Raw genomic sequence first — 23812 nt, forward strand, 5'->3', positions numbered from 1 at the left:
TTTTTCAAACACTCTAATCATTTGCCTTCAGTGCCGCGAGCATATCGATATGTTTTAAATTAAAGTGGGTGGCAATGAGGACGATTGCCGAAAAGACGAAGGTCATTAGGCCAGCAATCACGTAACTAGAACCGTGAATAATTAATGGAAAGACGATCGTATCGGAGGACGCCAATTTTAGAATTGCCCACGTTAAAGCATTGCCGACTCCAAAACCAAATAGCGTGCCAAATAGGGTTAGAATAATGTTTTCTCGGACAATGTACATTGTCACTTCATTGTCAAAGAAACCGAGAACCTTAATTGTGGAAAGTTCGCGCATTCGTTCGGAAATGTTGATGTTGGTTAAATTGTATAGGACAACGAAGACCAGGGTGCCAGATAAAACGATAAAGATGAGGACGACTGAATTAAGGCTGGCCGTTGTCTTATTTTGTTGTGCAATTTGGCTTTTAACTGAAGTTGTGCGGATCACTGATTGCACCTTGTGTAAATTCTTGGTCAATTGTTCCAGTGAGTGATCGTTGGTTTTAACCAAGTAAGTGTTGGCCGGACTGCTCGTTGCAGCGACTTGTTTGTAATATTTGGCCGTCATGTAAACGTTGTGGCCGATGTAGTTGGCGCCAATTTGACTGACGCGTAGGCGAACGAACTTACCGTTAGCCAGCTGCATGGTCAAATGATCGCCAGGATTAATATGGTAGAGTTCCGCCAGATGCTGGCTGATCACGGCGCCCTGATTTGTTAGATCAACCGGCGCTTTTCCGGCGGGTTTAAGCGTCACGTACTGGGCAAACTTTTTCGCGTTGCTGGTTACGAATAAACTGGCGTTTTGATCAGTTGTACTGGCTTTTTTGAACGTGACTTGTTTACTGAAAACAGGCAAAGTATGTTTAACGGCATTACTTTTTTTCAGTACCGTTTGGGCCGCATTTGGGTGCGCGGCGTTGGTTTTTGCGTTTAGCGTCACCACCAAATCGTAATGCATGATCTCGCTAAATTGTTTCTCCACCGGCGCAGAAATTGAGTCCTTGAGCCCAAAGCCAGCCAACATTAGGCCGGTACAGCCGGCAATTCCCAAAATGGTTAGAATCATTCGCGATTTATAGCGAAATAGATTTCGGTAAGTAATTTTTTGGTTAAAACTAAAGCGGGACCAAAGTGGTGTAATTCGTTCAAGCAAAATACGTTTGCCAACCTTTGGCGCCTTAGCAACTAAGAGTTCAGCCGGCTTCTCCCGTAAATCACGTAAAAGCGTTCCTAATGAAGACCCCAGTGTTGCAATTAAGGCCGCAATGGTGGCAAGAATGATTGGTGTAAAGTAAAAATGCAGCGGATAATCCGTGAAAATATAACGCGCCTTTAAAATTGTAAAGACGACAACGGGTAATAATTTAGCACCAATGAGGACACCTAAAACAACACCGGTGAAGGCGGCCAAAAAGGCGTAAAGAATGTATTTCACCGCAATCTCACTGTTGCGGTAACCCAGGGCTTTAAGCGTGCCGATCTCCTTTCGCTTTTCTTCAACCATGCGTGTCATTGAAGTGAAGGTAATCAGAATTGCAATGAAGAAAAAGAAAACTGGGAAAATATTAGCGATCGCGTCAATTCGGTCCGCCAAGCTTTGAAATTCAGCGAAACCAGGATTGGTTTGGCGATCATTTAAAAGGTAAGTTGGTTTTGCCAAGTTGGTGTTTTTAGTTTTGGCTGCCGTTAATTTCTGTTTAGCAGCGGTTAATTGTTTTTGCTGCCCAGCCAGGGTGGCTTGTTGGGCCTGTAATTGCTGCCCAGCAGTAGACTGCCGTTGGTTAGCGCTGGTTAAGGCTGCCAGTTGCTGCTTTAATTGCGTGTTAGCGGCAGTTAATCTCGTTTGTTGGTTTTGGAGTTTTTGTTCATTTTTAGCGATGTTGGAGTTGGCCATCGCTTGCAGCTCAACCTTTCGCGATTGAGCGCGGTTAGCAAAAAGGGGCCGTAACTGATCCATTTTTTTGTTTAATTTTGTTTGGTAAGCAGTGGAAAAAGCGTTCATTTTATCTAGATCGCTAAAACGCACGGACATAAGTGAATAAGCCTGAGTTTTGAAGGCAGATTTAGGTAAATAGGCAAACCCATCAATTTGGCCGTCGCCGATGGTGGTAACGCCACGCTCGTCGTTATCAATGTAAAGTGGTGACTGGACGAAGCCAACGACCTGATAGCTTTGCCGTTTTAATTGTTGGTTATTAATTTTGAGTGTGCTACCGAGCTTTAACTTTTTACTAGCCAATTTTTGATCAACGACAATTTCCGAAGATTTCTTTGGCAAACGGCCTTTGGTTGGCGTCAGGCGATTCTGTTTTTGACCCAGTGAATAAACTTGAATGTCCTTTTGGTTTGCCTTGTCTAAGTAAGGAAAACTATAGCCTAATTCGACATGGGCGTGCTTCAGTTGTTTAACGAGTGCGCGATCCTTTTGGGTTAGACCACCAGTCGAAATAATCTGTAAGTCGGATAACTGTTTTTGTTGAATAAATTGATTGCCCGTTGCTTCAAGATCCGGGCCGATAGATTTAATGCCAACAAAAAGTAAAACACCCATCAAAATAATGAGAATGATCGAAATAAAGCGACCTAGTGACGCCTTAATGTCGCGAAAAGATGATTTGAGGTAAACGTTATTTTTCATTTAATAACACCTACCATTCAAGCTGACTAACAGGTAGCGGGTTTTCGTTAATCCGAATTGATTTAACCTTGGCGTCATTGATCTGAATCACGCGATCGGCAATTTGCGCAATCGCCGAATTATGCGTAATGATGATCGTTGTTTTATTCAACTGCTTACTGGCGTTTTCCAATAATTGGAGGACTTGTTTACCAGTTTCAAAATCCAGCGCGCCGGTTGGTTCATCGCAGAGTAGCAGCTTAGGATTCTTGGCCAGTGCCCGAGCAATCGCCACGCGCTGCTGCTCGCCACCTGATAGTTGTGCTGGAAAATTCACTTGCTGGCGCTCAAGGCCCACTTGTTTGAGTACATCTTCGGCCGGCAAGGCATCAGTAGCGACAGCAGTTGCCAGTTCGACGTTCTCTTTGGCGGTTAAATTTGGCACTAAGTTATAGAACTGAAAAATAAAACCAACGTCAGTTCTACGGTAGGCCGTCAATGAATGCTGATCGTATTTGGCAATATCCTGCTGGTTGATAATGATTTGACCAGAAGTCGGCGAGTCCATCCCACCTAGAATATTGAGCAAGGTAGTTTTTCCAGCGCCACTAGGACCAAGGATCACAACGAGTTCGCCTTCATTAACTGTAAAGTTGATATCATTATTGGCTAAGACAGTGGTGGTACCAGTCTGGAACGCCTTAGTTGCGTGTTTTATTTCAATAAAATTTGTCATTTAGAAACCTCCTGCTTAGTACTTTAAGTCTACTTTAAAAGGACACGTGATAAAAGGCTTACATCATTATTGCTGACGTCTGTGAGTGAGAAATAGTTAATCGAGTAGTAAAGGATAATTAAATTTATGCTTTATGCTTTGCGTATTCACAAAAGAGCAACGTTTAACGCTATAATATCATTTTTAAACATAAAATAATCACAAAATTGGCATTGATATAAAGCGCTTTTATTACTATACTAATTATGTTAAGTAACAACAAAAATAGCTTAGTGATATACCTTAAAGAAAAGCTAACTTCATTCAAGGTTGGCCTTTTTTTAGTGACCAGATTTTCACGCCGATTAATTTGGTAGGGAGTGGAACAAAAGTCGGTTTTGGGCTTACGTTCTAGAGTAATGTTCGGTAAGCGGCTAGGATTTTTGTTCCACTCTCTGGCAGTAAATTTTTAGTGATGAAATACTGGTATAAAGGGTGTTCCGTGATTATTCTAAAACGAAACACAGGGTTATTTAAGGAGACGATAACGTGCCAAAAAAACCAGAAGTAGCAGACGTTACTGATTATATTAATAAAGCAGTACCACAGGCGCAACCACTATTGGGTCAACTGCGAACCATTGTAAAGACTGATTTACCGACCGCCGAAGAAAAAATTAGTTGGGGCCAGCCTTTCTATCTACTCGGGAAAAAACGGGTTAGTTTTGCCGCCTATAAGGCCCACGTTAGTTTTACAAGCGCAGATGACCTGCCAGAGGCCATTCGCCAAAAGGCCGAGCACACTGGGTACACAACTGGGCAAAAGCGCATTAATATTACTTTTTCCCAGCCAGTACCAACGGATCTAATTCACGAGTTATTGGAAAACATCCTAAAAGATAGTTAGATTCTTTTTAGATGAAAGAGTATAGGGGTCTGCTTTTCCAATCACTGCCTACGTTAAAAGTGAACCGGAAGTATTAATAGTAGTTATTGGTTTGCCAATACCCGAACGTTGAAATTTAGATTTTTTAATCAGTACTTAACGTGGTAAACTAAGAAAAGGGAATTAGGCACCAATGAAGTGGTCGTCAAAACAGGCATTATTGGAGAGCGTTCGCTTGAAGATGAGCGTTTTGATTGGATGCGGACTACCCAATAATTTAATCGATACGGAATTTTTGGTGTGGTATATCCGAAAATTCCATCATAAAGGAGATAACATCATGATTGAAGCAATTAACCTTAGAGCTGGTATGACTTTTGAGAAAGATGGTAAGTTAATCAAAGTACTAGAAAGTAACCACCATAAGCCCGGCAAAGGTAATACAGTGATGCAGATGCGGTTATATGATATTCGTTCTGGTTCAACTGTTCAAACAACAATGCGCCCAGAAGAAAAAGTTGAAAAGGCCGTTCTTGAAACTAAGGATGCCCAGTACTTATACTTGCAGGATGATTCGGCAGTGTTCATGGATCTTGAAACCTACGAACAATATGAAATCCCAACTGAAAGTATTTCGGCAGAAATGAAATTCTTGCTTGAAGGAATGCAAGTTAAAATTGATTTTTACGAACAAGAAGTTATTGGTGTGACGTTACCAACTACTGTTCAGTTGAAAGTTGCGGAAACGCAGCCTTCCATTAAGGGCGCTACAGCCACTGGCTCCGGCAAACCCGCAACGATGGAAACAGGCCTAGTTGTCAACGTGCCAGCTTTCATTCAAGTAGGCGAAACCCTTGATATTAATACGCAAAAGGGCGGCGCTTATCTGAAACGTTCAGGTAAATAAGCGAATAAGAAGTGGCGCAAGTGATTTTTCACAACCCGCCAATTTAAATAGTAAGGGAGATCGGCCTAGTGTCGGTCTTTTTTTGTGGTTAAATTTTATTTTAGGCGCACTTTCTTCCAAAACTGTTTCAGCTGGAAAATAATTCCATTTGGAAGGGCTTTTTTACTGCTATTCTGATATATATTTACGGGACTTATTATGCTAATCTTAATCTATTATAAATTTAAAATGAATAGTGGGTTTTCTAAATGTATTCAGCGCAGTCACGGTACACCATTTGTGCGATTTGTGCGCTTGTTGGTTTATTTTATAGTATTACGTTACTGACGGCGCCACTTCGATCACTTGGTGCGCAAACAATTCAGACGGTCCGGGTTTCACAAAATTATGTTGGCCGCGTGACCGGGTATCAGGGATACCTGCGGGATCACCGAATGGTTCTGGTGGATAAGAAAACTTACCGCCAAATTCAGTCGTCACCAAATGGGGTGACTAAGCCGGTTTATCGGCGAACGGATGACGGGCAACTAGTTCTGAAAAATCAGCGTTTTGATCCATTTTGGCTTGTTATCTTTGCCGTGAGCTTGTTTTTGGCTTTTGGAACGTTCATTCGTCTTTTTTACCATCGCCGAATAAAAAGGGCGACTAGTACAGAACAAAGACAAGGTTACCGGACTAGGTTGGATCAGATTCGAAATGGCCTATTTATTGGCCTAGTTAGTGCTTTAGGATTTTTCGGTTATCTAAATTACCTGCAACCAATTGTTTACGATGCGCAGCAAGCAAATAATGGCTTAAGTGTGCCGGCCAAAATTGTTCAGCGGCGGCAGATCGTTTATGGTCGCTCGGCCAGCCGCCCTGACACTACTGATTTATTAACCATTCAGTTTAAAAATAAAAATGGCCTGACCCAAGAAGTTGTTAGAAAAGTGGCCGTGAATGTTTACCAGCGTAAGGCGACCACTGTTCGGGTTACGCCGTATGCTAATGGGTCTGGTGGAATTCGTTTGCCAGAGTTTGGAACGTTATCGCCATTAGTTGGGGCCAATTTGGACTTTGTGTTTGTACTTGGCACCTTACTTATTTTACTTAGCTGGCCTTTATTCATTAGTCGTTTGCTTCAAGTACCTAAAGGGCGGCGGGGTAAAACCTATTTAGTGGGCCTTTTATTATTAATATTAGTGTTGTTAGGGAGTTCCGTGATTTACGGTGAACTGACGTTACTTGCCCCCTATAAGGGCAAAGCAGCTTTAGGTGTCGCTGGAACAACGGTTGATATTTTTATTCCGCCAGTGTTTCCTAATAATAATTTATTTAGGTGAAAAAACTAGGCATATTTTAAAGAGCGTTCAGATTACCGTGTTTTTCAAGCACGTTTAGGTAAAAAAATAGGGAAGAATTACCCGACGTGCTTTAATTCGTTATTACGGGTCAAGTGGTTGAAACAATAGCAAGGGAGAATGGGGGGAAGATAATGAAAGAAAATGAATTTTCAACGGATTGGCCAACTTTACGGACTGAACTGACAACGGTTCTGCCAGAGCGGCACGTGTTAAAGCGTGCACTAGATACGGAGACTATTCTGGGCGATCTTGTGACGGTGATTGTGTGGCTAGGGGTACTGGCCTGGTTAGCGATTATATTGTTTGAAGGCTTACTTTTCAGTAGCGGATCGGGCAGTCTTACGGACTATTTTAAAGTGCTCTACTTCATTGCAACCCAGTTTGTAGTTAAACCAATCCCACTTATTTGGGAGGTTGCACTAATCGTAAAAATTGGTCTTAGTTTTCGGCAAGCACTTGTGCGTCGCCGATTATTGACTAAATTTCAGGACGTTCCGGCCACACTGCAAGTCGGGGTCGCCTATTCGATTAATGCCGAAAATGCGGTTATTATTCAGCAAACAAACCTGGGCCACTCCTTTGAACGAGTGTTAAATACCTTGTCAAAAGAGCAACAACAGCAGTGGGAGAAAATTACGCAGCAGCGGGTTAAGGATAGTCTTGGCGACTATAAAGCAACCGGTTATGATACTGCCGCAATTAAAAAATTTATTCAGACTAATTTTACGGAGGAATTCGTTTTTGTGGCCGTTTTATTGCAGCGCCACGGAAAGCCTTTTTACTGGACCGTTCGGCAAACGACCAACGATATCGTACTGTACTTTAAAACGGGCAAACGAATTAACTACGTCTTACATAACTTTGACGCCAGTGGTGCTAAAAGAAAAGGTGTGGCAACGACAATGCTGCAGCGCTTGTTTAGAAATAAACGGCGCGTTTAGTGGAGGTTGGAGAAATATTTTTGCCAGCGGCCTAGGCGTAAATGGGTTTGAAAAAGCGACCTCTTGTTGTAGCTAATCCTCGATTGGGGAATAAAATTTAAACACTTTTTCAAACCTGCTCCAGTCTAATCGCGGAAGGGACGAATACCGATGCCGAAAAAATTAACAACCGCCGCAGTCTTATTCGGGCTAACTTTTCTGATGGTACGGGAAACGGCGGACTTTTACCTAATGAATGGCAGTTATTTTTGGTTTGCCATTTTAACCGTGGGACTTTATTTAATTCCTTTTGGTATTCCTTTTATCCACGTCGCGTTACCTTTTATGGCCGCCAAACACCGTAAGTGGGTGGTAATAGTATTACTCATAATCAGTGTATTGCACGGCATCGCAATTTTGCAGTATACCTTGCCCTATACTTATACCGATGAAGGTGGCGTAGGCAAGGCAACGGTGAATCAGGCTTTTCGTTGGATTGGCGTCACCAGCGCAGGGATATTGACGTTGATTGATGCACTTTATTTGGGGCGTGATTGGCGGCCTAGCTTACGGCCAACAGTGGTACTAGATAGTTCGGCGGCTACGGTGAATAAGACTGGACATCTGAACAAACCTTTTTGGAAGAAAGTTAATCAATTTTTTGGCAACCGTCGAATTAGGCAGGTTAAGCGCAGCCCGAAAGCAGTTAAGCGTTACCTAATCGGGATCAATTGTGGTCTCCCCTTTCTTTTACTAATTGCTGGGGAGCTTATCATTCACTTCACCTTTAATGGCGGCGGATATTCGCTGGAAATCTTGTGGCCGTTGATCAACGGGCTACTTAATTTATTAATCCAGGTCATTGCTTATTTGCTATTTTTGCCGCAATTACGGGGTCTAAAAATAAATCAGCAATTAGCCACTATTTTTAGCACGGCACTGCTATTATTTATCCTAGGTTGGAGCTTATGGTTGTTGGCCGCTAAGTTCTCGCTTGCCACAGGCTTTTGGGGCGCCAGCTTAATGCTGTTAGTCATAATCATGCCACCGTATATTGTGCTGCCATTGATATCAGGCCGGGCAGTTAAAGGGATGGTAAAATAAAAATGATTTTTTACTCATGGCAGGTTGATTTGACATTTTGTGATTTACCCATTGTTTAAGTAGGCGCACTTTAGCAGAACATTTTTTCAACTAAAAGGGAAAGTGACTAGTTCTCGTGAAATTAATAAATTTTAGAATTAGCGTGAACTTAGTTGCTTAATAAGTTTAAAGTGGTTTATGAAATAATTCAAAAAGGTACTGCCATCCGACCCGAAATGGGTTCGCCGGCAATACCTTTTTTTGAGTTTTAGCAAATTTCTGAATGAACAATTGAATTTATTTTTTAATTATATGAAAACAAGCACTTTACGTTGAACTTTTCACGCAACTATTTTCAAGCGCGCACCAAGTTAAATAGGATAGCAAAAATTCATGCTGACTTATTCGCCATCAACTGTTCTCCGGGCCACTCAAGATTTCAATGACGCGCTGTTTTTCCGGCGTCAGTACTTGGTTGGCGCGGTAGGCAACGTAAATATTAAAGTGGGGTTGATCGGCATCGGCCAAAGTAATAGCCAGCAAATCATCATTTTTATGTATTGCCGTTTGTGCCAAAAAGCCTAGGCCGACACCTTGTTGAACCATATTCTTGATTAAATTGATGTCGCCGGTGTGGTAGACAATCTCTGGGCTCGTTTGGCTGGCCTTTGCGAGACGGGCGAAGGCTTGCGGGTGCACGAAACCAGAGGCCAACATAATAAAAGGTTCCCGGGCAACATCTTTAAAGTAAATTGGCGTTTGCTCGGCCCAATGAGAATTACCCGGAGCAATAATTTCAAAAGGTTGGCGGGCCAATAGTTTGGCGGTAATTCCCGGGTGATCAATGGGATCGATGCTTCCAAGTAGGGCAATATCGATGTCGCCACGCTTTAATTTTTCCAGTAAATCTGCCGAGCCACCTTCCGTTGTGGTGATGCTCGTCAGTAAGTTGGCGGCCGCCAAAGCCGGTGTAAATTGGGGGAAATAATTAATGCCAATAATGGGTGGCAAACCAAAGCGAATCTTAGTTGGCTGGATCGCGGCCAGATCTTGTTTAGTTTGCGCTAATTCATTCAAAATAACGGCAATGTGGTTCGCAAAAATGTGTCCCGCCGCAGTTAGCGCAATTGAATGGTGGGACTGATCACGAATGACTAGCTGTTGATTGGTCTGACTTTCTAGGCGCTTAATGGCAAGTGTAATTGTCGGCTGCGTGACCTGAAATTTTTTGGCCACTAGGGTGAAATTGCGCTGTTGGGCCAACGCTGCAAAGTATTCTAAATCCCGCGTATTCATAGATCTCTTCCTCTCATATTAATATAGTTTATCACAGCTAGGCCAGTTGACTATCTTTTTTGCTGGGCGTTAAGCTACTGATGTCAGTTAAATTTGATCAAGATAAATGTGCTTGAAAAGATAATCAATTTTTAAGCTAGTCGATCTTTTGAAGTATGAAATAGCGAAATTAAAATTGAAAGGAAGTTTCAATATGAAATTAGCAGCACAGCAGATTTTAAATGATCCTTTTTTAAATAAGGGAACGGCTTTTACTAGTGAGGAGCGGCAGCAGCTTGGGCTTATTGGTTTGTTGCCACCAACAGTTCAAACGTTGGACCAGCAAGTGGCCCAGACCTATGCGCAGTACCAGGCCAAACCATCGGCACTAGAGAAACGACTTTTCTTAATGAGTATTTTTAACGAAAACCGCGTTCTTTTCTATAAATTATTTTCCCAACACGTTGCGGAATTTATGCCAGTTGTTTACGATCCGACAATCGCCGACACAATTGAACATTACAGTGAGTTATTCGTTGATCCCCAAAACGCTGCCTTTTTATCCATTGATGATCCAGCCAGTATGGCAACAACTTTGAAGAATGCTGCTGGTGGCCGCCACATTCGTTTAGTTGTTGTGACTGATGCTGAAGGAATTCTTGGCATTGGTGATTGGGGGACACAAGGGGTTGATATTGCCGTGGGTAAATTAATGGTTTACACGGCTGCAGCGGGAATTGATCCTAGTGAAGTTATGCCAGTGGTCCTCGATACCGGAACAAATCGCCAGCAATTGTTGGATGATCCACAATATTTAGGTAATCACCACGCACGAATTCGTGGCGCGCGTTACGACCAATTTGTTGATCAATTTGTACAAACTGTGACTGAACTTTTCCCTGATCTTTACCTTCATTTCGAGGATTTTGGTCGGATTAATGCCGCTAAAATTTTGAATAAGTATAAAAATCAAATGACAACTTTTAATGATGATATTCAGGGAACTGGAATCATTGTGTTGGCTGGTTTATTAGGTGCTTTAAATATTTCTAAGCAAAAAATGACGGATCAAATTTACGTCAGTTTTGGCGCGGGAACTGCTGGTGCAGGGATCACGCAACGCATTTTCGAAGAATTCGTTCAGCAAGGTCTAAGTGAAGAAGAGGCCCGGAAACATTTTTATTTAGTTGATAAACAGGGGTTACTTTTTGCTGATGATCCAACATTAACGCCGGAACAAAAGCCATTTGCTCGGTCAAAGGCGGAGTTTGCGCATCCTGAACAGTTAACAACTTTAGAGGCGGTTGTTAAAGCAGTTCACCCAACAATTTTAGTTGGAACGTCGACCCAGCCAGGAACCTTTACTGAAGCAGTTATTAAGGAAATGGCTGCCCACACACCACGGCCAATTATTTTCCCACTATCTAATCCAACCAAATTGGCTGAGGCCAAGGCAGCAGATTTGATCAACTGGACGGACGGTAAGGCATTGGTCGCTACCGGCATTCCGGCGGCACCAGTTGATTATCAAGGCGTAACCTACGCCATTGGGCAGGCCAACAATGCGTTGGTTTATCCTGGCTTAGGATTAGGCACATTGGCGGCCCACGCGAAAGTGTTAAACGACCAAATGATTTCGGCCGCGGCCCATTCCTTAGGCGGTATCGTTGATCCAGAACAGCCTGGTGCGGCAGTTTTGCCACCAGTCACGAAGTTAAACCAGTTTTCACAAACGGTTGCCGAGGCTGTGGCGCAAAGTGCGGTTGATCAAGGTATTACTAAAGAGAAGATCGAAAATGTCCGTCAGGCTGTTTTAGCTGAGAAATGGGAACCAAAATATACGGCATTAAATTAACGGTATGACAGTGTTCTGAAGGATGGCTTCTTTCACTAAACCTATTTCGATCTGCGAGCCAGCTCGTCATTGTGGAAATTCAGTACCTTTAGAACACGCCGTTTGAAAAGAGAAAGGGGCATAAACTTGTGACTGCATTTTTAACTTCGCTAAGTAGCGTTGGGGAAATTATTTTGGTCATTGCATTAGGGTATTATCTGCGGCGAACCAAAAAATTTGATGACCATTTTAAGGGGAGCATTTCATTCTTAATTATGAATGTTGCTTTACCGGCTTCAATTTTTGTTTCAGTATTAAATAATTTGACGCGTAGCAAGCTGGCAAGCCTGTCAGGTGGGTTAGTTTACGTTCTAATTAGTTTTGTGTCGGGCTACATTATTGCCTGGTTATTAACCAAGGTTTTACACGTGCGCAAGGGTCGGCGGGGGACGTTTATTAATATGTTCGTCAACGCCAATACGATTTTCATTGGCTTGCCATTGAACCTGGCATTGTTTGGCCAAGTTAGTATCTCGTATTTTCTGATTTACTACGTGATGAACACAATCTCGACCTGGGCAGTGGGTGTTTTCTTCATTTCCAATGATGATCCAACCCGTGATAAAGCTGAGAAACAAGCCTTTAATTGGAAAAAATTGTTACCAGCACCACTGATTGGTTTTATCGTTGCCTTAATTTGGTTATTGTTAGGACTACCATTACCAACGTTTGCCAGCAACACGTTATCCATGGTTGGTGGCATCGTGACGCCAATGTCTTTGATCTACATTGGGATTGTCTTGGCGGACGCCGGGTTGAAATCAATTCATTTTGACCGTGATACGATTTGGGCGTTAGTGGGTCGCTTCATTGTTGCTCCGGCAATTATGATCGGCATTATGCTGATCTTTAAACACGGCGGCACGAATATTCCCAACCTGGAACAAAATACGTTGATTATTCAATCAGCAACACCAGGCCTGGCCGTTTTACCAATCTTAGTTGGCCAGTCCCACGGTGATGTTGAGTACGCCACGAATGTTGTGACGACAAGTACCGTTTTATTCGTGATTGTGGTACCAATTTTGATGGAGATTTTAACTTTTATTTAAAAAAGTGATTAGATTCTACGGCGTAATTGAGAATTGTAAAAACAGAATTCCTATTTCTAAGGGAATTCTGTTTTTTTGTGTAAATAATTATCTTACTGCGGTGATTGTGTTCAATAGCGAGTTAATAATGCCGGATTAATTAAATAAGTCACATATTTTTAGTTACTGACCTAAACTGCAATCCAATTTTAATGGTCAACCAATGTATTTCTTATCTTACTATCAATTTTACAAATGATTTGCGATAATCTGAAGTGGAGGTTATTTAATGAAAAATTTTGTGAAAAGACGTTGGGTTGTAGGCGCCATTGTTATTGGGCTAGTGGTGGTGATCGGCGGTATTGGGATTGCTCGCGCACACCACCAACGCCAAAGTGCCAAGAAAGTGTACCAAACTTACACAGTTAAGGTGGACAGTGCTTTATTGTTAAAAGGGAAGGTTGCGGCCAAAAACACCGTTGACGTTCAACCTGGAGTTAGTAGTACGGGAACTTTAACGCAGGTGAACGTTAAGAACGGTGAACACGTTGATCCAGGCAGCGTCTTAATGACGTTCCATGATGATCAAGTTCAAAGTCAAATTGATGATGCCGAACAAACAAAGGAGAAAACGGCGTTAGCAATTCAGAATGATAATCAGGCTGTTACGGCGCTCCAAAAGCAGCCGACTACAACTGCTGATGCGGGTTCGATTGACGACGAAACTGATCAAGGAGTTGCGGCGGACAGTGTTCAGCAGGCTAAAAATCAATTGGCTAGTGATCAACTAGCATTACGACAAACTAATACGAGTCTGGCCAATTTGCAGGGTAAAGTCGATCCAGTTGTGACTGCCAAAATCGCGGGAACCGTGGTTCTGGATGATAGTGCAACTGATAAGACAGGCACACCTAGTATGCAAATTATCAGTGATGGCCAAATTATTGATGGTCAAGTCACTGAATATGATTACGCCAAATTACGGCCTCGCATGCGGGTGACTGTGTTGCCAGTCAGCAGCAATCAGCGTTTGGGCGGTAATATTGTTACCATTGACCAGACACCACAATCTGCGGCTAATCAGACGGCTACCAGTAGTGGTCAAACGGCCGAAAATGAAGCGGCAACCTATCAATTTAAGGTTAAAATGGCCAAGCAACTCACGAATGGCTTTAACGTTCAGATTCGAGTTCCGCAAACAACGATTCATCTACCAGCAACCAGTTTAATAACCAAAGCCGGCCGGCACTATGTCTACGTTGTGCGCAAACATAAGGTTTACAAAACAGAAGTGACTGTGAAAAAAGTTGCAGGTTACTGGCAATTAATGTCTGGCGTCGCTCCAAAGACAGTTTTAATCGCTAATACTGCCAAGCACCAACTTAAATCCGGACAAGAGGTGGCCACCCATGCTGATTGAGCTTACGGCGGTCAATAAATATTACCAGAATGGTGAAAATAGATTTCAAGTGCTACAAGACATTAATTTAAAGATTGCGGCCGGTGAGTTTCTAACGATTATGGGACCATCAGGCGCCGGCAAAACTTCCTTGATTAACCTTATTGGCTTTATTGATCGGAGCTATTTGGGGAGCTACAAGTTTAATGGCCAATCCTACCAAACGGCCAGTGACAGTGCTTTAGCGCACATTCGGAATCAAAGTGTTGGTTTTGTTTTTCAAAATTTTAAATTGATTGGCAACAACACTATTTTAGAAAATGTTGAATTACCGCTACTTTACGGTGGAATGACGAAGAAAAAAGCGAGACCGATTGTTGAACGAGCATTGGAACGAGTAGGACTGCCTAACAGTAGTCAAAAAATTCCCAATGAGCTTTCAGGCGGGCAGCAGCAACGGGTAGCGATTGCCCGGGCGTTGGTTCACCAGCCAAAGTTTATTATTGCCGATGAGCCAACTGGCGCGTTGGATTCTAAAACCTCTAGCGAAATCATGCAGATCTTTAAAGAACTTAATCAGACTGAACAGACCACGATTGTGTTGGTGACCCATGATCCACAGGTATCCCAGTATGGTGAGCGCCTAATTAAGCTGTTGGACGGTGCAATCATTGCTGATGAGGAGGTGAAGCACCATGCGCTTCTCTGAAATTTGGTCGACGGCATTACGTTCGATTTTAAAAAATAAGCGCCGCAGTATTCTGACAATGTTGGGAATTATTATTGGGATTGCTTCAGTTGTCACAATTTTGGCCATTGGCGATGGTTTTTCCAACTGGGTTACCAAGAGCATTACCAATAATAAGGCGGGCAAGGTGGAGACACAGATTGTGTATTCACCTAACGAAACTGCTAATAGTAGCGCCGATTCATACAACGATCGGGATCTGATGTTGGTCCGGCAAGTTACTGGCATCGCTAAGGTCCGCCAAACCAGCGAAGACTCAGACTATAATCAAATTGCTTTACCCGTTAAAACTAAAAATAAAAATGTCCTCATTCACTATACCAGTCATGCCAGTAGTCCCGTGATTGCCGGACGGCGGCTAACGACAACCGATAACGCGATTGGTAATCAAGTGGCGGTGATTGATGCTAGTCTGGCCAAGAGCCTTTACGGAGGGGCTACTAACGCATTACACCACGGGGTTCCAATCGACAATCAATTGTACGAGATTGTGGGTGTCCGTTCGGCCGTTTCCAGCAGCGTTAATTTTTCCGATGCCGTAAACGGAACGGTGCCAGCCAACATTACGATTCCGAAAAAGGTTCACCAAAAATTTACCCAGAATACCGCAAGTGGCGATTTATTAGTTCTATCCCTACGCAAAGGTGCCAAGGCGAGTACGGTTAACCGCCGCGTGATTAATGTGTTGAAGGCCCAGGGGAGTATGCGTAATCAAGGGGAATACCAGAGTGCCGATCCAGCCGCTGAGGCGGACACTTTTGGTAAAATTCTAAGTGTGATTACTTACTTTATCACTGCCGTTGCGGGAATCTCACTTTTTATTGCTGGAATTGGTGTCATGAATATGATGTATATTTCGGTGGCCGAGCGAACGACGGAGATTGGTATTCGCCGGGCAATGGGTGCACGGCAGCACGACATTCGCTTGCAATTTTTACTAGAAAGCGCCACGTTAACTATTTTTGGCGGACTGATTGGCTATGGTCTAGGGGTTTTATTGGCGGTAGCGATCAGTGCACTGCCAATGATGCCGTTTCAGGCCAGTTTTAGTTTTGGCGCTTTCGCGTTGGCCTTTGGCGTTTCAACGGCAGTTGGGCTGATCTTTGGCGTGATGCCGGCTAACGCAGCTGCGCGCAAGGATTTGATTGAAATTATTCGTTAATTTGGAGGAGTTAATTATGAAAAAATGGGTTAAATCTGTTAGTGTGCGGGATACGCGCATGTGGGTGGTGCTGTATTTTATTGCAGCTAGCGTTGCGGCAGTTTTCACCGCCTTTATTTATCCACCAAAGGCATTGGCGGCAGCGGGTACACCAATGCTGGTTCACTGGATTAGTTTCGGTGGGGCCTTTATCGGAGTCGTCACGGGCCTTTTTATTGGCGTTTACGTTAATTATTTTATTTACCTTGTTTTACGCAGTATTTTAAATCAAGATGCAGCGGATAAAACATTAGTGAAACGTAGTCTCTATTTGGCAACCTGTATTAGTACCGTGGTTAGTAGCTTATTGAGTCTACTATTGATGGTTATTATTGGTGGCGAGCCCAACCAGATTGTTAACTTTTTAATGGCCGTCGTCGGTTCGGCTGTGCTCGCTTATTTGATTTATAATTTCTTTACTTATTTAGTTAAGCAGGTCAAATTGGCCCGTTGGTATTCCGGAATTCTATTTATTATTTACCTATTGCCAACGTTGATTGGACTTTTACTGAAAAAATAGGTTGAAGGCCGTAGTAGCGTTTGGAAAGCTTGTCGTTGGTCTTTCTTCGACTAAGTTGATGTCAACGTACCTAAAAATGTAGTTTTTCAAATACTTTCTAAATTGTTAATAGTTAAGGAGTCAGTTAAATAATCCAAAGGGGGAGTAACTATGCCAATTACTGATAATGCCGCTTTAAAAACGGCCTTGAAAGCAAAACGGGCAACACTTGCTGTTTCGCGAGGGTACCTCAACCAAGTTGGGAATGTGGTTGCTGATGACGCGTGGGTTGAAATTGGATTTCAGAGTTCAGCCAATTTAATTCAACTAGTTAATTTTTGGATGATGAGTCATTTTTCGGTTACTTGGGAAAAAGAGTACTTGTTAAGGCGGCTAAACTACCGCTATAAAGCGGTTAAAAAGTCGGCGACGGAGGTTACTTTTATTCGGCAGTAGCAGTAGTTGTTAGATACGTGAACCAAATTTTTGGCGCACGTTCTAGAGTAACGTTTGGAAACAATAAGCGGCCAGGACAAAAGTCCTAGTCGCTTATTGTTTTGCTATTTTGTAAATTATTTTTACACCAATAAAGCCTATAGATGTAAAAGTCGTTCGGCGTTACCATGAGCAATTAATTCCTTAGTTTGTGTAGGTAAGTTGCCTTCAGTCAAGAAGGTTTGACTGTTGGCGGGATGTTTGTAGGGGTAATCAATTGAATAGAGTAAGTGTTCAGGACCCATTTCATCTAAAATGAATTTTAATTGGGGGTCAAATAACATCCCACTTGGGGTTAGGTAAACGTTGTTACGGTAGTAAGTTGAAAATGACTCCTTTAAACCAGAATAATCATCGAGTTCGTCATCTAGCCGTTCCAGGAACATTGGTACCATTTCACCCCAGTGACCAGAAATCAGTTTTAAGTTTGGTAGTTTATCAAAAATACCAGAAACGATCATCCGAATGACTTGAATTCCAACGTCCATGTGCCAGCCATAGCCAGCGGACGAAAGGATACCATTGACTGTATCGGACCAGTTAGGGCTCTTAAAATAGTGATCGTTGATTTCGCTAGGAATAAAAGAAGGGTGCATGTAAATTGGGACATCTAGATCACTGGCCATTTTAAAAATTGGAAAGAAAAATGGATCGTCAAAAAATTTACCTTGGTAATTACCCTTTAATAAGGCCCCTTTAAAATTCAGTTGTTCAACAGCGCGTTTTAATTCCTGGGCGGCGGCAATTGGATCACCAACTGGCAGGACGGTAAATGCTGCAAAACGATTAGGTTGTTTTTGGATTTCTTTGGCTAATTTATCGTTGGCTTCTTTACAGAGGTCAATCGCAATTTCTGGTGCCAAATTTTGAGGAGAAGAATTGCCGTAAGAGAGGACCTGCATGGCAATTCCATTTTGATCCATGAAGTCTAACCGGGCTCCGGTAATGCTCTGCATCGTCTCCGCTGTCGGCAAGGAGGTCTTCATGTACTCTAGCATTCCCGATGAAAGCGGTGGAAGTGCGCCTTTACCGGTCACTTGATTGATTTTTTTGGTAATTAATTCTGATTCAAAGTGTTCTTCAACTGTAATAATTTTCATTAGTAAAACTCCTTTCAAATTAAAACGCCTAGTTAGCATTTTATTGAAGCACCTAGTAAGATAGAGAGTGTTTTAAAAACAGATTTAGAAAAAATGCAGGGAAAATAACCTTGCCCTGAACGCTTTTTCAAAGGTTCTAGGTTATGGCCCCATTATAGTAAGGACTAAAATAAAGTGAAAGGAAAATGTGAGACAGATAGCACATAAAGTCTCATACACGAACATGGCTAAAAATTATCTAGTTGAACAACCAAAAATCGATCGCCGGGCTAACAATACGCAGATTAAACTCTATCAAGCCTTAAAAAAATACTATTTCGAAGGAATTCCTTTTAAAAAAATCCAGGTTAAGCAATTGTGTCAAACGGCTGCGGTTTCGCGGGCCACTTTTTACCGCCACCACCAGAATATTCAAGATATCTTCACCATTCAATTGTTAATTATGATTACGCAATTTGAAAAGAAAATTGATGAGCTGCAGGTGTTAAATTATGAAACTGGTAGTAATGTTGTTGTGAACACGATTTACGCTAATTTAGATTTGTTGCAATTAATGCAGTGGAGTGGAACTGAGAAAAGTGGTCAAAAAATTGTGTCTGGGGCAATTATTCGGATTTTGATCTTACGCGAATTTGATGATGTTAACCGTAATTTTATTGCTGATTATCTGGGTGCAGCAATTCTCAAGTTCGCTTTTCAAATTAGTCAGGCCCAGGAAAAATTACCCAAAGAGCAGGCGTTAAAGTTATACCGACTATTAGTGCCGAAAGTTTAAATTACGAGAAGGTCGCTAGTGTCAGGGGAGAATGAATTATTTTTGACAAATTAAAAACGTGTTTGCTAAGACAAGCGAAAGTTGCCTTAGCAAACACGTTTTTTCATTAATTTGATTTTGAATTAGTCGTGCTGTGGTTCGTCGTTTTTACCGTGGTTAAGTAAAATATTTAGGACTAAAGCCGCAGTACTCCCAACGACCATACCATTGCTTAGAATTGTCTGGATGGTTTCTGGTAAATGTTGGAATAAAGCTGGTTGGGTGGTAACACCTAAGCCTAGGCCAATTGAAATTGCCATGATCAGCAAATTATCCGTTGTCATCGGAACTTTTGCTAACATTTTAATTCCTTCAGAGCCAACCATGCCGAACATGACTAACATTGAACCACCTAAAACCGAGGTTGGAATCAAAGTTGCGATTGCCCCAAATTTAGGAATCAGACCAATGATGAGCAGCATGACGGCAGAATAGTAAATTGGTCGTAATTTTTTAATGCCGGATAGTTGAACGATCCCAACGTTTTGTGAGAAAGTTGAGTAAGGGAAGGTGTTGAATAATCCACCTAAAATAGCAGCAATCCCTTCGGAACGGTAACCACGTTTCAGATCGTCTTTAGTTAATTCACGTTTAGTGATGTCGGCTAAAGCAAAATAAACGCCAGTGGATTCAATCATACAGGCAACTGCTGCCAGTAACATGGTTAAAATTGAGGACCACTCGAATTTAGGTGCTGCGAAGTAAAATAAGTGCGGTATTTGAACCCAATGAGCCTGGCCAACGGTTGCAAAATTAAGTTGGCCGGCTAACATTGCTAATAAAGTACCAGCCACGATCCCAACGAGGACGGAAACTCGTTTTAAGAAACCACGGCCGTAAATATTGATGAGAATTGTAATAAGTGCTGTTGTAAAACCGAGGATCAAGTTAATTGGTGCACCAAAACTTTTGGCGGTTGAATCGCCGCCGCCTAAATTTTGAAAGGCAACGGGAATTAAAGTGAAGCCAATCAGGGTGATTAGGGAGCCAGTAACGACTGGCGGAAAAAAGCGCCGTAAATTGGCAAACAAACCACTAATCAGAAAAATAAAAATACCAGCTGAAATGATACCACCGTACATGTAGGCCCAGCCGAGGTGATTACCAACGTTGATCATTGGTGTCAGGTACTCAACGGCAGAACCGAGAACTACTGGTAGCGCAATCCCCGTCCAGGGTGTCCGTCTAATTTGAAGTAGTGTCGCAATGCCACACATGAAAATGTCGGTTGAAACAAGGTAGGTCATTTGCGCTGGTGAAAAGTGCAATGCCGCGCCCACTAACAACGGAATTAGAATGTCGCCTGCGTACATGGCAAGTAAATGTTGTAAGCCCAATAAAATCGTTTTTGGAACCGAAAGCTCAGGTTGATCCAAATTAGCGTTGTGGTTATCCATTGTTACCTCCAAAGTTCGTTATTTAAGGAATAAATAGATTATAGCACAATATTTAAACTGTTTTTACTAATTTATTCGAATTATAACCTGATATTATCAAGATTTAGTTCGTCATCTTATTGATAGATTGCTGTGGCCAATAATTTGGCCCAACGCTGGCGGTCTGGATGGTATAATTTTCTCCTTTTTGCGTGGGCGGAAAGAACGTAATATACGCCTTTTGCCACCTGTATACGTAGTGGTAGAAATAGGCTCACGTTATATTTTAGGTTTAAATAATTAAAAATTTGAAAGTGAAGTGATAAGTATGTTAAAAAGTGCCGATCTCCTATTGATCCAAAGTCGACCGGACAAGTTTGCCACGGCAATTGTTGACAGTACTAAGGATAACGCCGACAGTTCGGCTTATGATCACGTTGCCTTAGTTGAAGTTACTCCCACTCATAAAATTTTTGTGCTCCATACTTTGCCCGCAACTGGTAGTATTCGTGAGGCCTACGCGGAGTTTCAAAAACGGCACTACACTAAAATTGATTTGTACCGGGCTAAACAACCGATTAATGCCAAGCCAATTATTGAACAGGCCAAAAAATTACTCAACCAACCTTATAACGCGAGCTATGTACCAACTGCAGCCGGTTATTATTGTGCTGATTTTATTTACTATGCGTTTAAAGAACAACAGCTTTTTAAATTAGAACCAATGAATTTTATGGATCAGGAACGGCAGGCCATTTTACCATTTTGGCGTGATTACTACACACAGTTGGGCTGCCCGATACCGAGTGGTGAATTAGGGTTAAATCCAAACGCAATGCTGCGCCAAAATGTGCTTACTAAACTGGCAACATTGCGTTAAGTTGGCTGGCCTAGTAAGCACATTTACAAAGTGTTCAGGCCACTTCCGAAAATACTGGGAGTGGGACAAAAGTCGCTTTTGGCGTACGTTCTAGAGTAATGTTCGGAAACAATAAGAGGCTAGGACTTTTGTCCCAGCCTCGAGTGTAGAAATTAAGGCCCTTTTTTAATCCTGTTTGGCTTTACTTATTTATTTTTGAGTAATGGTTTTAGTCTTTGGGCCAATTCTGGGTGTTCTTGAAATAATTTTTGCCGTTGAAGGGGGTCTTTAAGCAACTGCTGTAGCTGATCAAATTCGGATTTGTTCTGCTGTGCAGGGTAAAATAATTCGCTGGTTTTTCTTTCGCTGAAAAGCTGCCAGTATGCCTTCGCTATTTCAGCCGGTTGTGTTTCTGTGGTCAAGCCAACAAGCCCTTGAAGAGTCACTAAACTAACAAAGACATGTTCGGCGGTCATTTGCTGGTGTAGGGTCAGTACATAACTACGTAATGCCGCCTTGGTGAGTGACAAAGTTGCCGCAAACTTTGTAGGTCGAATTGCTGCGCCACCACCTGTAAAAATAATGGTACGTTTTTTTGTTGGGTCAGAGTGGTTTAGAAACGATCGAGCTACTTGAATTGCGCCTAAAACATTTAGTTGGAATATTTGCTGGATGGTTTCAATTGAAGAACTTAGTGGGTTATCTAGCTGTGTATTGCCAACGTTAAAAATAAGGTTGGTGCCGTTTTCGTTTCTGTTCTGGATGGCCTGAAATAAACCTTCAATTTGATCAAGCTGGGCTATATCAGCAGCAAAATAGTCACTGGCTATTTTAGACGAAGTGAGTTTGGCCTGTGCTTGAATTAACTTCTTTTGATTTCTAGCAACTAGAATTAATTTGTGGCCTTGCACGCCAAATTGTTGGGCGATTGCTAGGCCCAGTCCTTGATCAGCACCGATGATAATTGTCGTTTCTTGCACTGTGAATTTCCTCCTTGTTTTAACGTTTGTTTGCAGCAATAAATTTTGCCTAATTTTAAAATGGTCCTATTTATCGATGACGCTTAGAATGGGTTAAAAAACACTGTTCTTTGCGGCCTAAAGAGTTTGGGGAACGAGCTGTTGGGCAACTACTTTTACTGGTAGTGGTCGCATTTTAGGGCTAAATATGCCGACAATATAGAGCAGTGCAACCAACGGCCAAACACGTTTGCGCTTAGCATCATAAACTAAACTAGGACTAACAATTTTGATTGAACGGCCACTTTCTTGTAATAGTTGACTGGCCTTTTGTTTTGCATTAATGAAATCTTTACTGCCAATGGCCGCACTCACGAAGCTACCGCGATTAACTTGATAAGCACCCATAATTCTAAGCATCATTTGGGCTGGTAAAATATTTAATTGTGCCATCTCGGCGGGCGTTTTTGCTGCAAGGCCACCAATCAAATTAATAAGATAGTCAATTTTGGCTGGTAGTAAGGTCTGGATTTTTTTGTAATCAGTAATGTCGCCGGCTTGCCAAGTAATTTTTGACTCCCACTGGTGCAACGCCGGAATTAGATTTTGGGGCCGACCATGCCGGGTGATACTAGTAATTTGTGAATTAGGAAACCGATTAAACCACTGTTGGCAGACATTTTGGCCAATATAGCCACTACCACCAAGAATAACAAGTTGATACATTAAATCACTCCTTTATTTTTATAAAGCTACTGTAAACCGCTTTTCCAAACCTGATGTACTAGTGATATTGGTACTACATCGGCGAGTATTTATTTATCTCAGGGTCTTTTTCGACTACTTCTTAGTGTAGTGGCAGTAGAAAAAGTAAACAATCAGCAATAATGTCCAATTTGTTGATTGAAGAATAGACTAATTAAGTAAGGTGATGATAATTTGACCCAACGAGGAACGTTTGCGTTGACGCATAAACGAATATTGGCAACTATTAGCGAATTGGCGATTAATAAGCCACTAGGATCAATTACAGTAACCGAAGTGACACAAGCGCTGGCAATTAACCGGGGCACTTTCTATTTACATTTTTTAGATATGCCAGATGCGATCGAGGCTTTGGAAGATGAATTGATTCAGGCGTTGACCAGTGTATTACGATCGTTACCAACAAATTGGCTTGCAATTTTTAGTTACGAACAGGAGATGAGTCTATACCGCAAAATTACAACTGAAATTAGGCGCCACTTTGCAACCTATCAAGTTTTACTAAATCAAAATGGTGATTACTACTTTATTCCAAAATTACGGCAGCAGATGAAACAATACGTTGCACCAACGCTGGTGGCGAAAAACGAAGTAGTCACTAATGTACCAAGTCCATTTTTACGAGAAATTATTATTAGTGGCCTTTTTGATATTTTGATTTTTTGGGTGAGGCAGGAACCGACCTTACAGAAAGAGCAAGTCGCGCTAATTCTTTACCAGTCACGACACCAAGCACCAGCACAGTTGGTTTTGAAAAGTATGAACGCTAAAGAAAATTAATTTACTTTTATGGTTGACTTAAAGTGCACTTTAAGGTGTAAGTTACCTTATGGAAGTTACGTAAGAAGTGTTGCAAAAGACAATTAGGCGCCACTTTGTGTTTGCGGCTTAAGGTAA

Annotated in this window: 22 protein-coding genes; 15 read left to right on the plus strand and 7 right to left on the minus strand. The window is 42.0% G+C overall.

What is annotated here, in order from left to right; all coding sequences use genetic code 11:
• Positions 1 to 13: 13 nt before the first annotated feature.
• Both EKM98_RS02970 and EKM98_RS02975 read right to left on the minus strand, forming a co-directional pair.
• Entirely contained in the window at positions 14 to 2668 is a 2655-nt protein-coding gene (locus EKM98_RS02970; RefSeq protein ID WP_125980454.1) for an ABC transporter permease, read from the minus strand.
• A gap of 10 nt (positions 2669 to 2678) precedes the next feature.
• Positions 2679 to 3383: an ABC transporter ATP-binding protein gene (locus EKM98_RS02975; RefSeq protein ID WP_125980455.1), complete on the minus strand. Its 705-nt coding sequence runs from the start codon at positions 3381 to 3383 to the stop codon at positions 2679 to 2681.
• 528 nt (positions 3384 to 3911) lie between these two features.
• Here EKM98_RS02975 and EKM98_RS02980 point away from each other — a divergent pair.
• The 5 genes from EKM98_RS02980 to EKM98_RS03000 all read left to right on the plus strand — a co-directional run bounded on the left by EKM98_RS02980 (position 3912) and on the right by EKM98_RS03000 (position 8521).
• Positions 3912 to 4268: an iron chaperone gene (locus EKM98_RS02980; protein WP_125980457.1), complete on the plus strand. Its 357-nt coding sequence runs from the start codon at positions 3912 to 3914 to the stop codon at positions 4266 to 4268.
• A gap of 319 nt (positions 4269 to 4587) precedes the next feature.
• Positions 4588 to 5154: an elongation factor P gene (gene efp / locus EKM98_RS02985; protein ID WP_125980459.1), complete on the plus strand. Its 567-nt coding sequence runs from the start codon at positions 4588 to 4590 to the stop codon at positions 5152 to 5154.
• A 248-nt stretch (positions 5155 to 5402) separates the two neighbouring features.
• Entirely contained in the window at positions 5403 to 6476 is a 1074-nt protein-coding gene (locus EKM98_RS02990) for a hypothetical protein (RefSeq protein WP_125980461.1), read from the plus strand.
• 152 nt (positions 6477 to 6628) lie between these two features.
• Positions 6629 to 7438: a hypothetical protein gene (locus EKM98_RS02995; protein ID WP_125980462.1), complete on the plus strand. Its 810-nt coding sequence runs from the start codon at positions 6629 to 6631 to the stop codon at positions 7436 to 7438.
• 150 nt (positions 7439 to 7588) lie between these two features.
• Positions 7589 to 8521: a hypothetical protein gene (locus EKM98_RS03000; protein WP_125980464.1), complete on the plus strand. Its 933-nt coding sequence runs from the start codon at positions 7589 to 7591 to the stop codon at positions 8519 to 8521.
• A gap of 390 nt (positions 8522 to 8911) precedes the next feature.
• On the opposite strand, the gene EKM98_RS03005 is transcribed toward EKM98_RS03000, so the two are convergent.
• Positions 8912 to 9796, minus strand: coding sequence for a LysR family transcriptional regulator (locus EKM98_RS03005; protein WP_125980466.1), 885 nt, complete (start codon positions 9794 to 9796; stop codon positions 8912 to 8914).
• A 175-nt stretch (positions 9797 to 9971) separates the two neighbouring features.
• Between EKM98_RS03005 and EKM98_RS03010 the strand changes: the two genes are divergently transcribed.
• The 7 genes from EKM98_RS03010 to EKM98_RS03040 all read left to right on the plus strand — a co-directional run bounded on the left by EKM98_RS03010 (position 9972) and on the right by EKM98_RS03040 (position 17003).
• Complete coding sequence (locus EKM98_RS03010; RefSeq protein WP_263853841.1) at positions 9972 to 11630, plus strand: malolactic enzyme; 1659 nt, start codon at positions 9972 to 9974, stop codon at positions 11628 to 11630.
• Positions 11631 to 11758: 128 nt separating this feature from the next.
• Positions 11759 to 12721, plus strand: coding sequence for an AEC family transporter (locus EKM98_RS03015; RefSeq protein ID WP_068222494.1), 963 nt, complete (start codon positions 11759 to 11761; stop codon positions 12719 to 12721).
• A 268-nt stretch (positions 12722 to 12989) separates the two neighbouring features.
• The gene (locus EKM98_RS03020) at positions 12990 to 14120 is read left to right on the plus strand and encodes an efflux RND transporter periplasmic adaptor subunit (RefSeq protein ID WP_125980469.1); all 1131 of its coding nucleotides are present in this window, start codon (positions 12990 to 12992) and stop codon (positions 14118 to 14120) included.
• Positions 14113 to 14808 carry an ABC transporter ATP-binding protein gene (locus tag EKM98_RS03025; RefSeq protein WP_125980534.1) on the plus strand — a complete coding sequence of 232 codons (696 nt, stop codon included), beginning with the start codon at positions 14113 to 14115 and terminating at the stop codon, positions 14806 to 14808. The genes EKM98_RS03020 and EKM98_RS03025 overlap by 8 nt, the downstream gene beginning before the upstream one ends.
• Positions 14795 to 16009: an ABC transporter permease gene (locus EKM98_RS03030; RefSeq protein WP_125980471.1), complete on the plus strand. Its 1215-nt coding sequence runs from the start codon at positions 14795 to 14797 to the stop codon at positions 16007 to 16009. Before EKM98_RS03025 ends, EKM98_RS03030 begins: the two co-directional genes overlap by 14 nt.
• A gap of 16 nt (positions 16010 to 16025) precedes the next feature.
• Positions 16026 to 16568, plus strand: coding sequence for a hypothetical protein (locus tag EKM98_RS03035; protein WP_125980473.1), 543 nt, complete (start codon positions 16026 to 16028; stop codon positions 16566 to 16568).
• Positions 16569 to 16718: 150 nt separating this feature from the next.
• Positions 16719 to 17003 carry a hypothetical protein gene (locus EKM98_RS03040; RefSeq protein ID WP_125980475.1) on the plus strand — a complete coding sequence of 95 codons (285 nt, stop codon included), beginning with the start codon at positions 16719 to 16721 and terminating at the stop codon, positions 17001 to 17003.
• A gap of 137 nt (positions 17004 to 17140) precedes the next feature.
• Here the strand turns inward: EKM98_RS03040 and EKM98_RS03045 are convergent, their stop codons facing one another.
• The gene (locus EKM98_RS03045; RefSeq protein WP_125980477.1) at positions 17141 to 18142 is read right to left on the minus strand and encodes an amidohydrolase family protein; all 1002 of its coding nucleotides are present in this window, start codon (positions 18140 to 18142) and stop codon (positions 17141 to 17143) included.
• A gap of 187 nt (positions 18143 to 18329) precedes the next feature.
• Here EKM98_RS03045 and EKM98_RS03050 point away from each other — a divergent pair, with 187 nt between their 5' ends.
• Positions 18330 to 18917 (plus strand): hypothetical protein, encoded by a 588-nt coding sequence (locus tag EKM98_RS03050; protein WP_125980479.1) that lies wholly within the window; start codon positions 18330 to 18332, stop codon positions 18915 to 18917.
• 122 nt (positions 18918 to 19039) lie between these two features.
• Here the strand turns inward: EKM98_RS03050 and EKM98_RS03055 are convergent, their stop codons facing one another.
• Positions 19040 to 20353 carry a nucleobase:cation symporter-2 family protein gene (locus EKM98_RS03055; protein WP_125980481.1) on the minus strand — a complete coding sequence of 438 codons (1314 nt, stop codon included), beginning with the start codon at positions 20351 to 20353 and terminating at the stop codon, positions 19040 to 19042.
• Between the two features lie 307 nt (positions 20354 to 20660).
• On the opposite strand from EKM98_RS03055, the gene EKM98_RS03060 reads away from it, so the two are divergent.
• A complete protein-coding gene (locus tag EKM98_RS03060; RefSeq protein WP_125980482.1) occupies positions 20661 to 21212 on the plus strand; it encodes a YiiX/YebB-like N1pC/P60 family cysteine hydrolase in 552 nt (183 codons plus the stop codon).
• A gap of 185 nt (positions 21213 to 21397) precedes the next feature.
• Here the strand turns inward: EKM98_RS03060 and EKM98_RS03065 are convergent, their stop codons facing one another.
• Positions 21398 to 22171 (minus strand): SDR family NAD(P)-dependent oxidoreductase, encoded by a 774-nt coding sequence (locus tag EKM98_RS03065; protein WP_164512652.1) that lies wholly within the window; start codon positions 22169 to 22171, stop codon positions 21398 to 21400.
• 117 nt (positions 22172 to 22288) lie between these two features.
• Positions 22289 to 22876: an NAD-dependent epimerase/dehydratase family protein gene (locus tag EKM98_RS03070; RefSeq protein WP_125980486.1), complete on the minus strand. Its 588-nt coding sequence runs from the start codon at positions 22874 to 22876 to the stop codon at positions 22289 to 22291.
• Positions 22877 to 23089: 213 nt separating this feature from the next.
• On the opposite strand from EKM98_RS03070, the gene EKM98_RS03075 reads away from it, so the two are divergent.
• A complete protein-coding gene (locus EKM98_RS03075) occupies positions 23090 to 23695 on the plus strand; it encodes a TetR/AcrR family transcriptional regulator (RefSeq protein WP_125980487.1) in 606 nt (201 codons plus the stop codon).
• Positions 23696 to 23812: the final 117 nt, after the last annotated feature.

This window comes from Loigolactobacillus iwatensis, from assembly GCF_003950295.1.
GTDB classification, from domain to species: Bacteria; Bacillota; Bacilli; order Lactobacillales; family Lactobacillaceae; genus Loigolactobacillus; species Loigolactobacillus iwatensis.

Bases quoted from the DNA above. Each gene is read 5' to 3' on its own strand.
- EKM98_RS02970 (WP_125980454.1), bottom strand. From the start codon at position 2,668: ATGAAAAATAACGTTTACCTCAAATCATCTTTTCGCGACATTAAGGCG.
- EKM98_RS02975 (WP_125980455.1), bottom strand. From the start codon at position 3,383: ATGACAAATTTTATTGAAATAAAACACGCAACTAAGGCGTTCCAGACT.
- efp (WP_125980459.1), top strand. From the start codon at position 4,588: ATGATTGAAGCAATTAACCTTAGAGCTGGTATGACTTTTGAGAAAGAT.
- EKM98_RS02990 (WP_125980461.1), top strand. From the start codon at position 5,403: ATGTATTCAGCGCAGTCACGGTACACCATTTGTGCGATTTGTGCGCTT.
- EKM98_RS02995 (WP_125980462.1), top strand. From the start codon at position 6,629: ATGAAAGAAAATGAATTTTCAACGGATTGGCCAACTTTACGGACTGAA.
- EKM98_RS03000 (WP_125980464.1), top strand. From the start codon at position 7,589: ATGCCGAAAAAATTAACAACCGCCGCAGTCTTATTCGGGCTAACTTTT.
- EKM98_RS03005 (WP_125980466.1), bottom strand. From the start codon at position 9,796: ATGAATACGCGGGATTTAGAATACTTTGCAGCGTTGGCCCAACAGCGC.
- EKM98_RS03020 (WP_125980469.1), top strand. From the start codon at position 12,990: ATGAAAAATTTTGTGAAAAGACGTTGGGTTGTAGGCGCCATTGTTATT.
- EKM98_RS03030 (WP_125980471.1), top strand. From the start codon at position 14,795: ATGCGCTTCTCTGAAATTTGGTCGACGGCATTACGTTCGATTTTAAAA.
- EKM98_RS03035 (WP_125980473.1), top strand. From the start codon at position 16,026: ATGAAAAAATGGGTTAAATCTGTTAGTGTGCGGGATACGCGCATGTGG.
- EKM98_RS03040 (WP_125980475.1), top strand. From the start codon at position 16,719: ATGCCAATTACTGATAATGCCGCTTTAAAAACGGCCTTGAAAGCAAAA.
- EKM98_RS03045 (WP_125980477.1), bottom strand. From the start codon at position 18,142: ATGAAAATTATTACAGTTGAAGAACACTTTGAATCAGAATTAATTACC.
- EKM98_RS03055 (WP_125980481.1), bottom strand. From the start codon at position 20,353: ATGGATAACCACAACGCTAATTTGGATCAACCTGAGCTTTCGGTTCCA.
- EKM98_RS03060 (WP_125980482.1), top strand. From the start codon at position 20,661: ATGTTAAAAAGTGCCGATCTCCTATTGATCCAAAGTCGACCGGACAAG.
- EKM98_RS03070 (WP_125980486.1), bottom strand. From the start codon at position 22,876: ATGTATCAACTTGTTATTCTTGGTGGTAGTGGCTATATTGGCCAAAAT.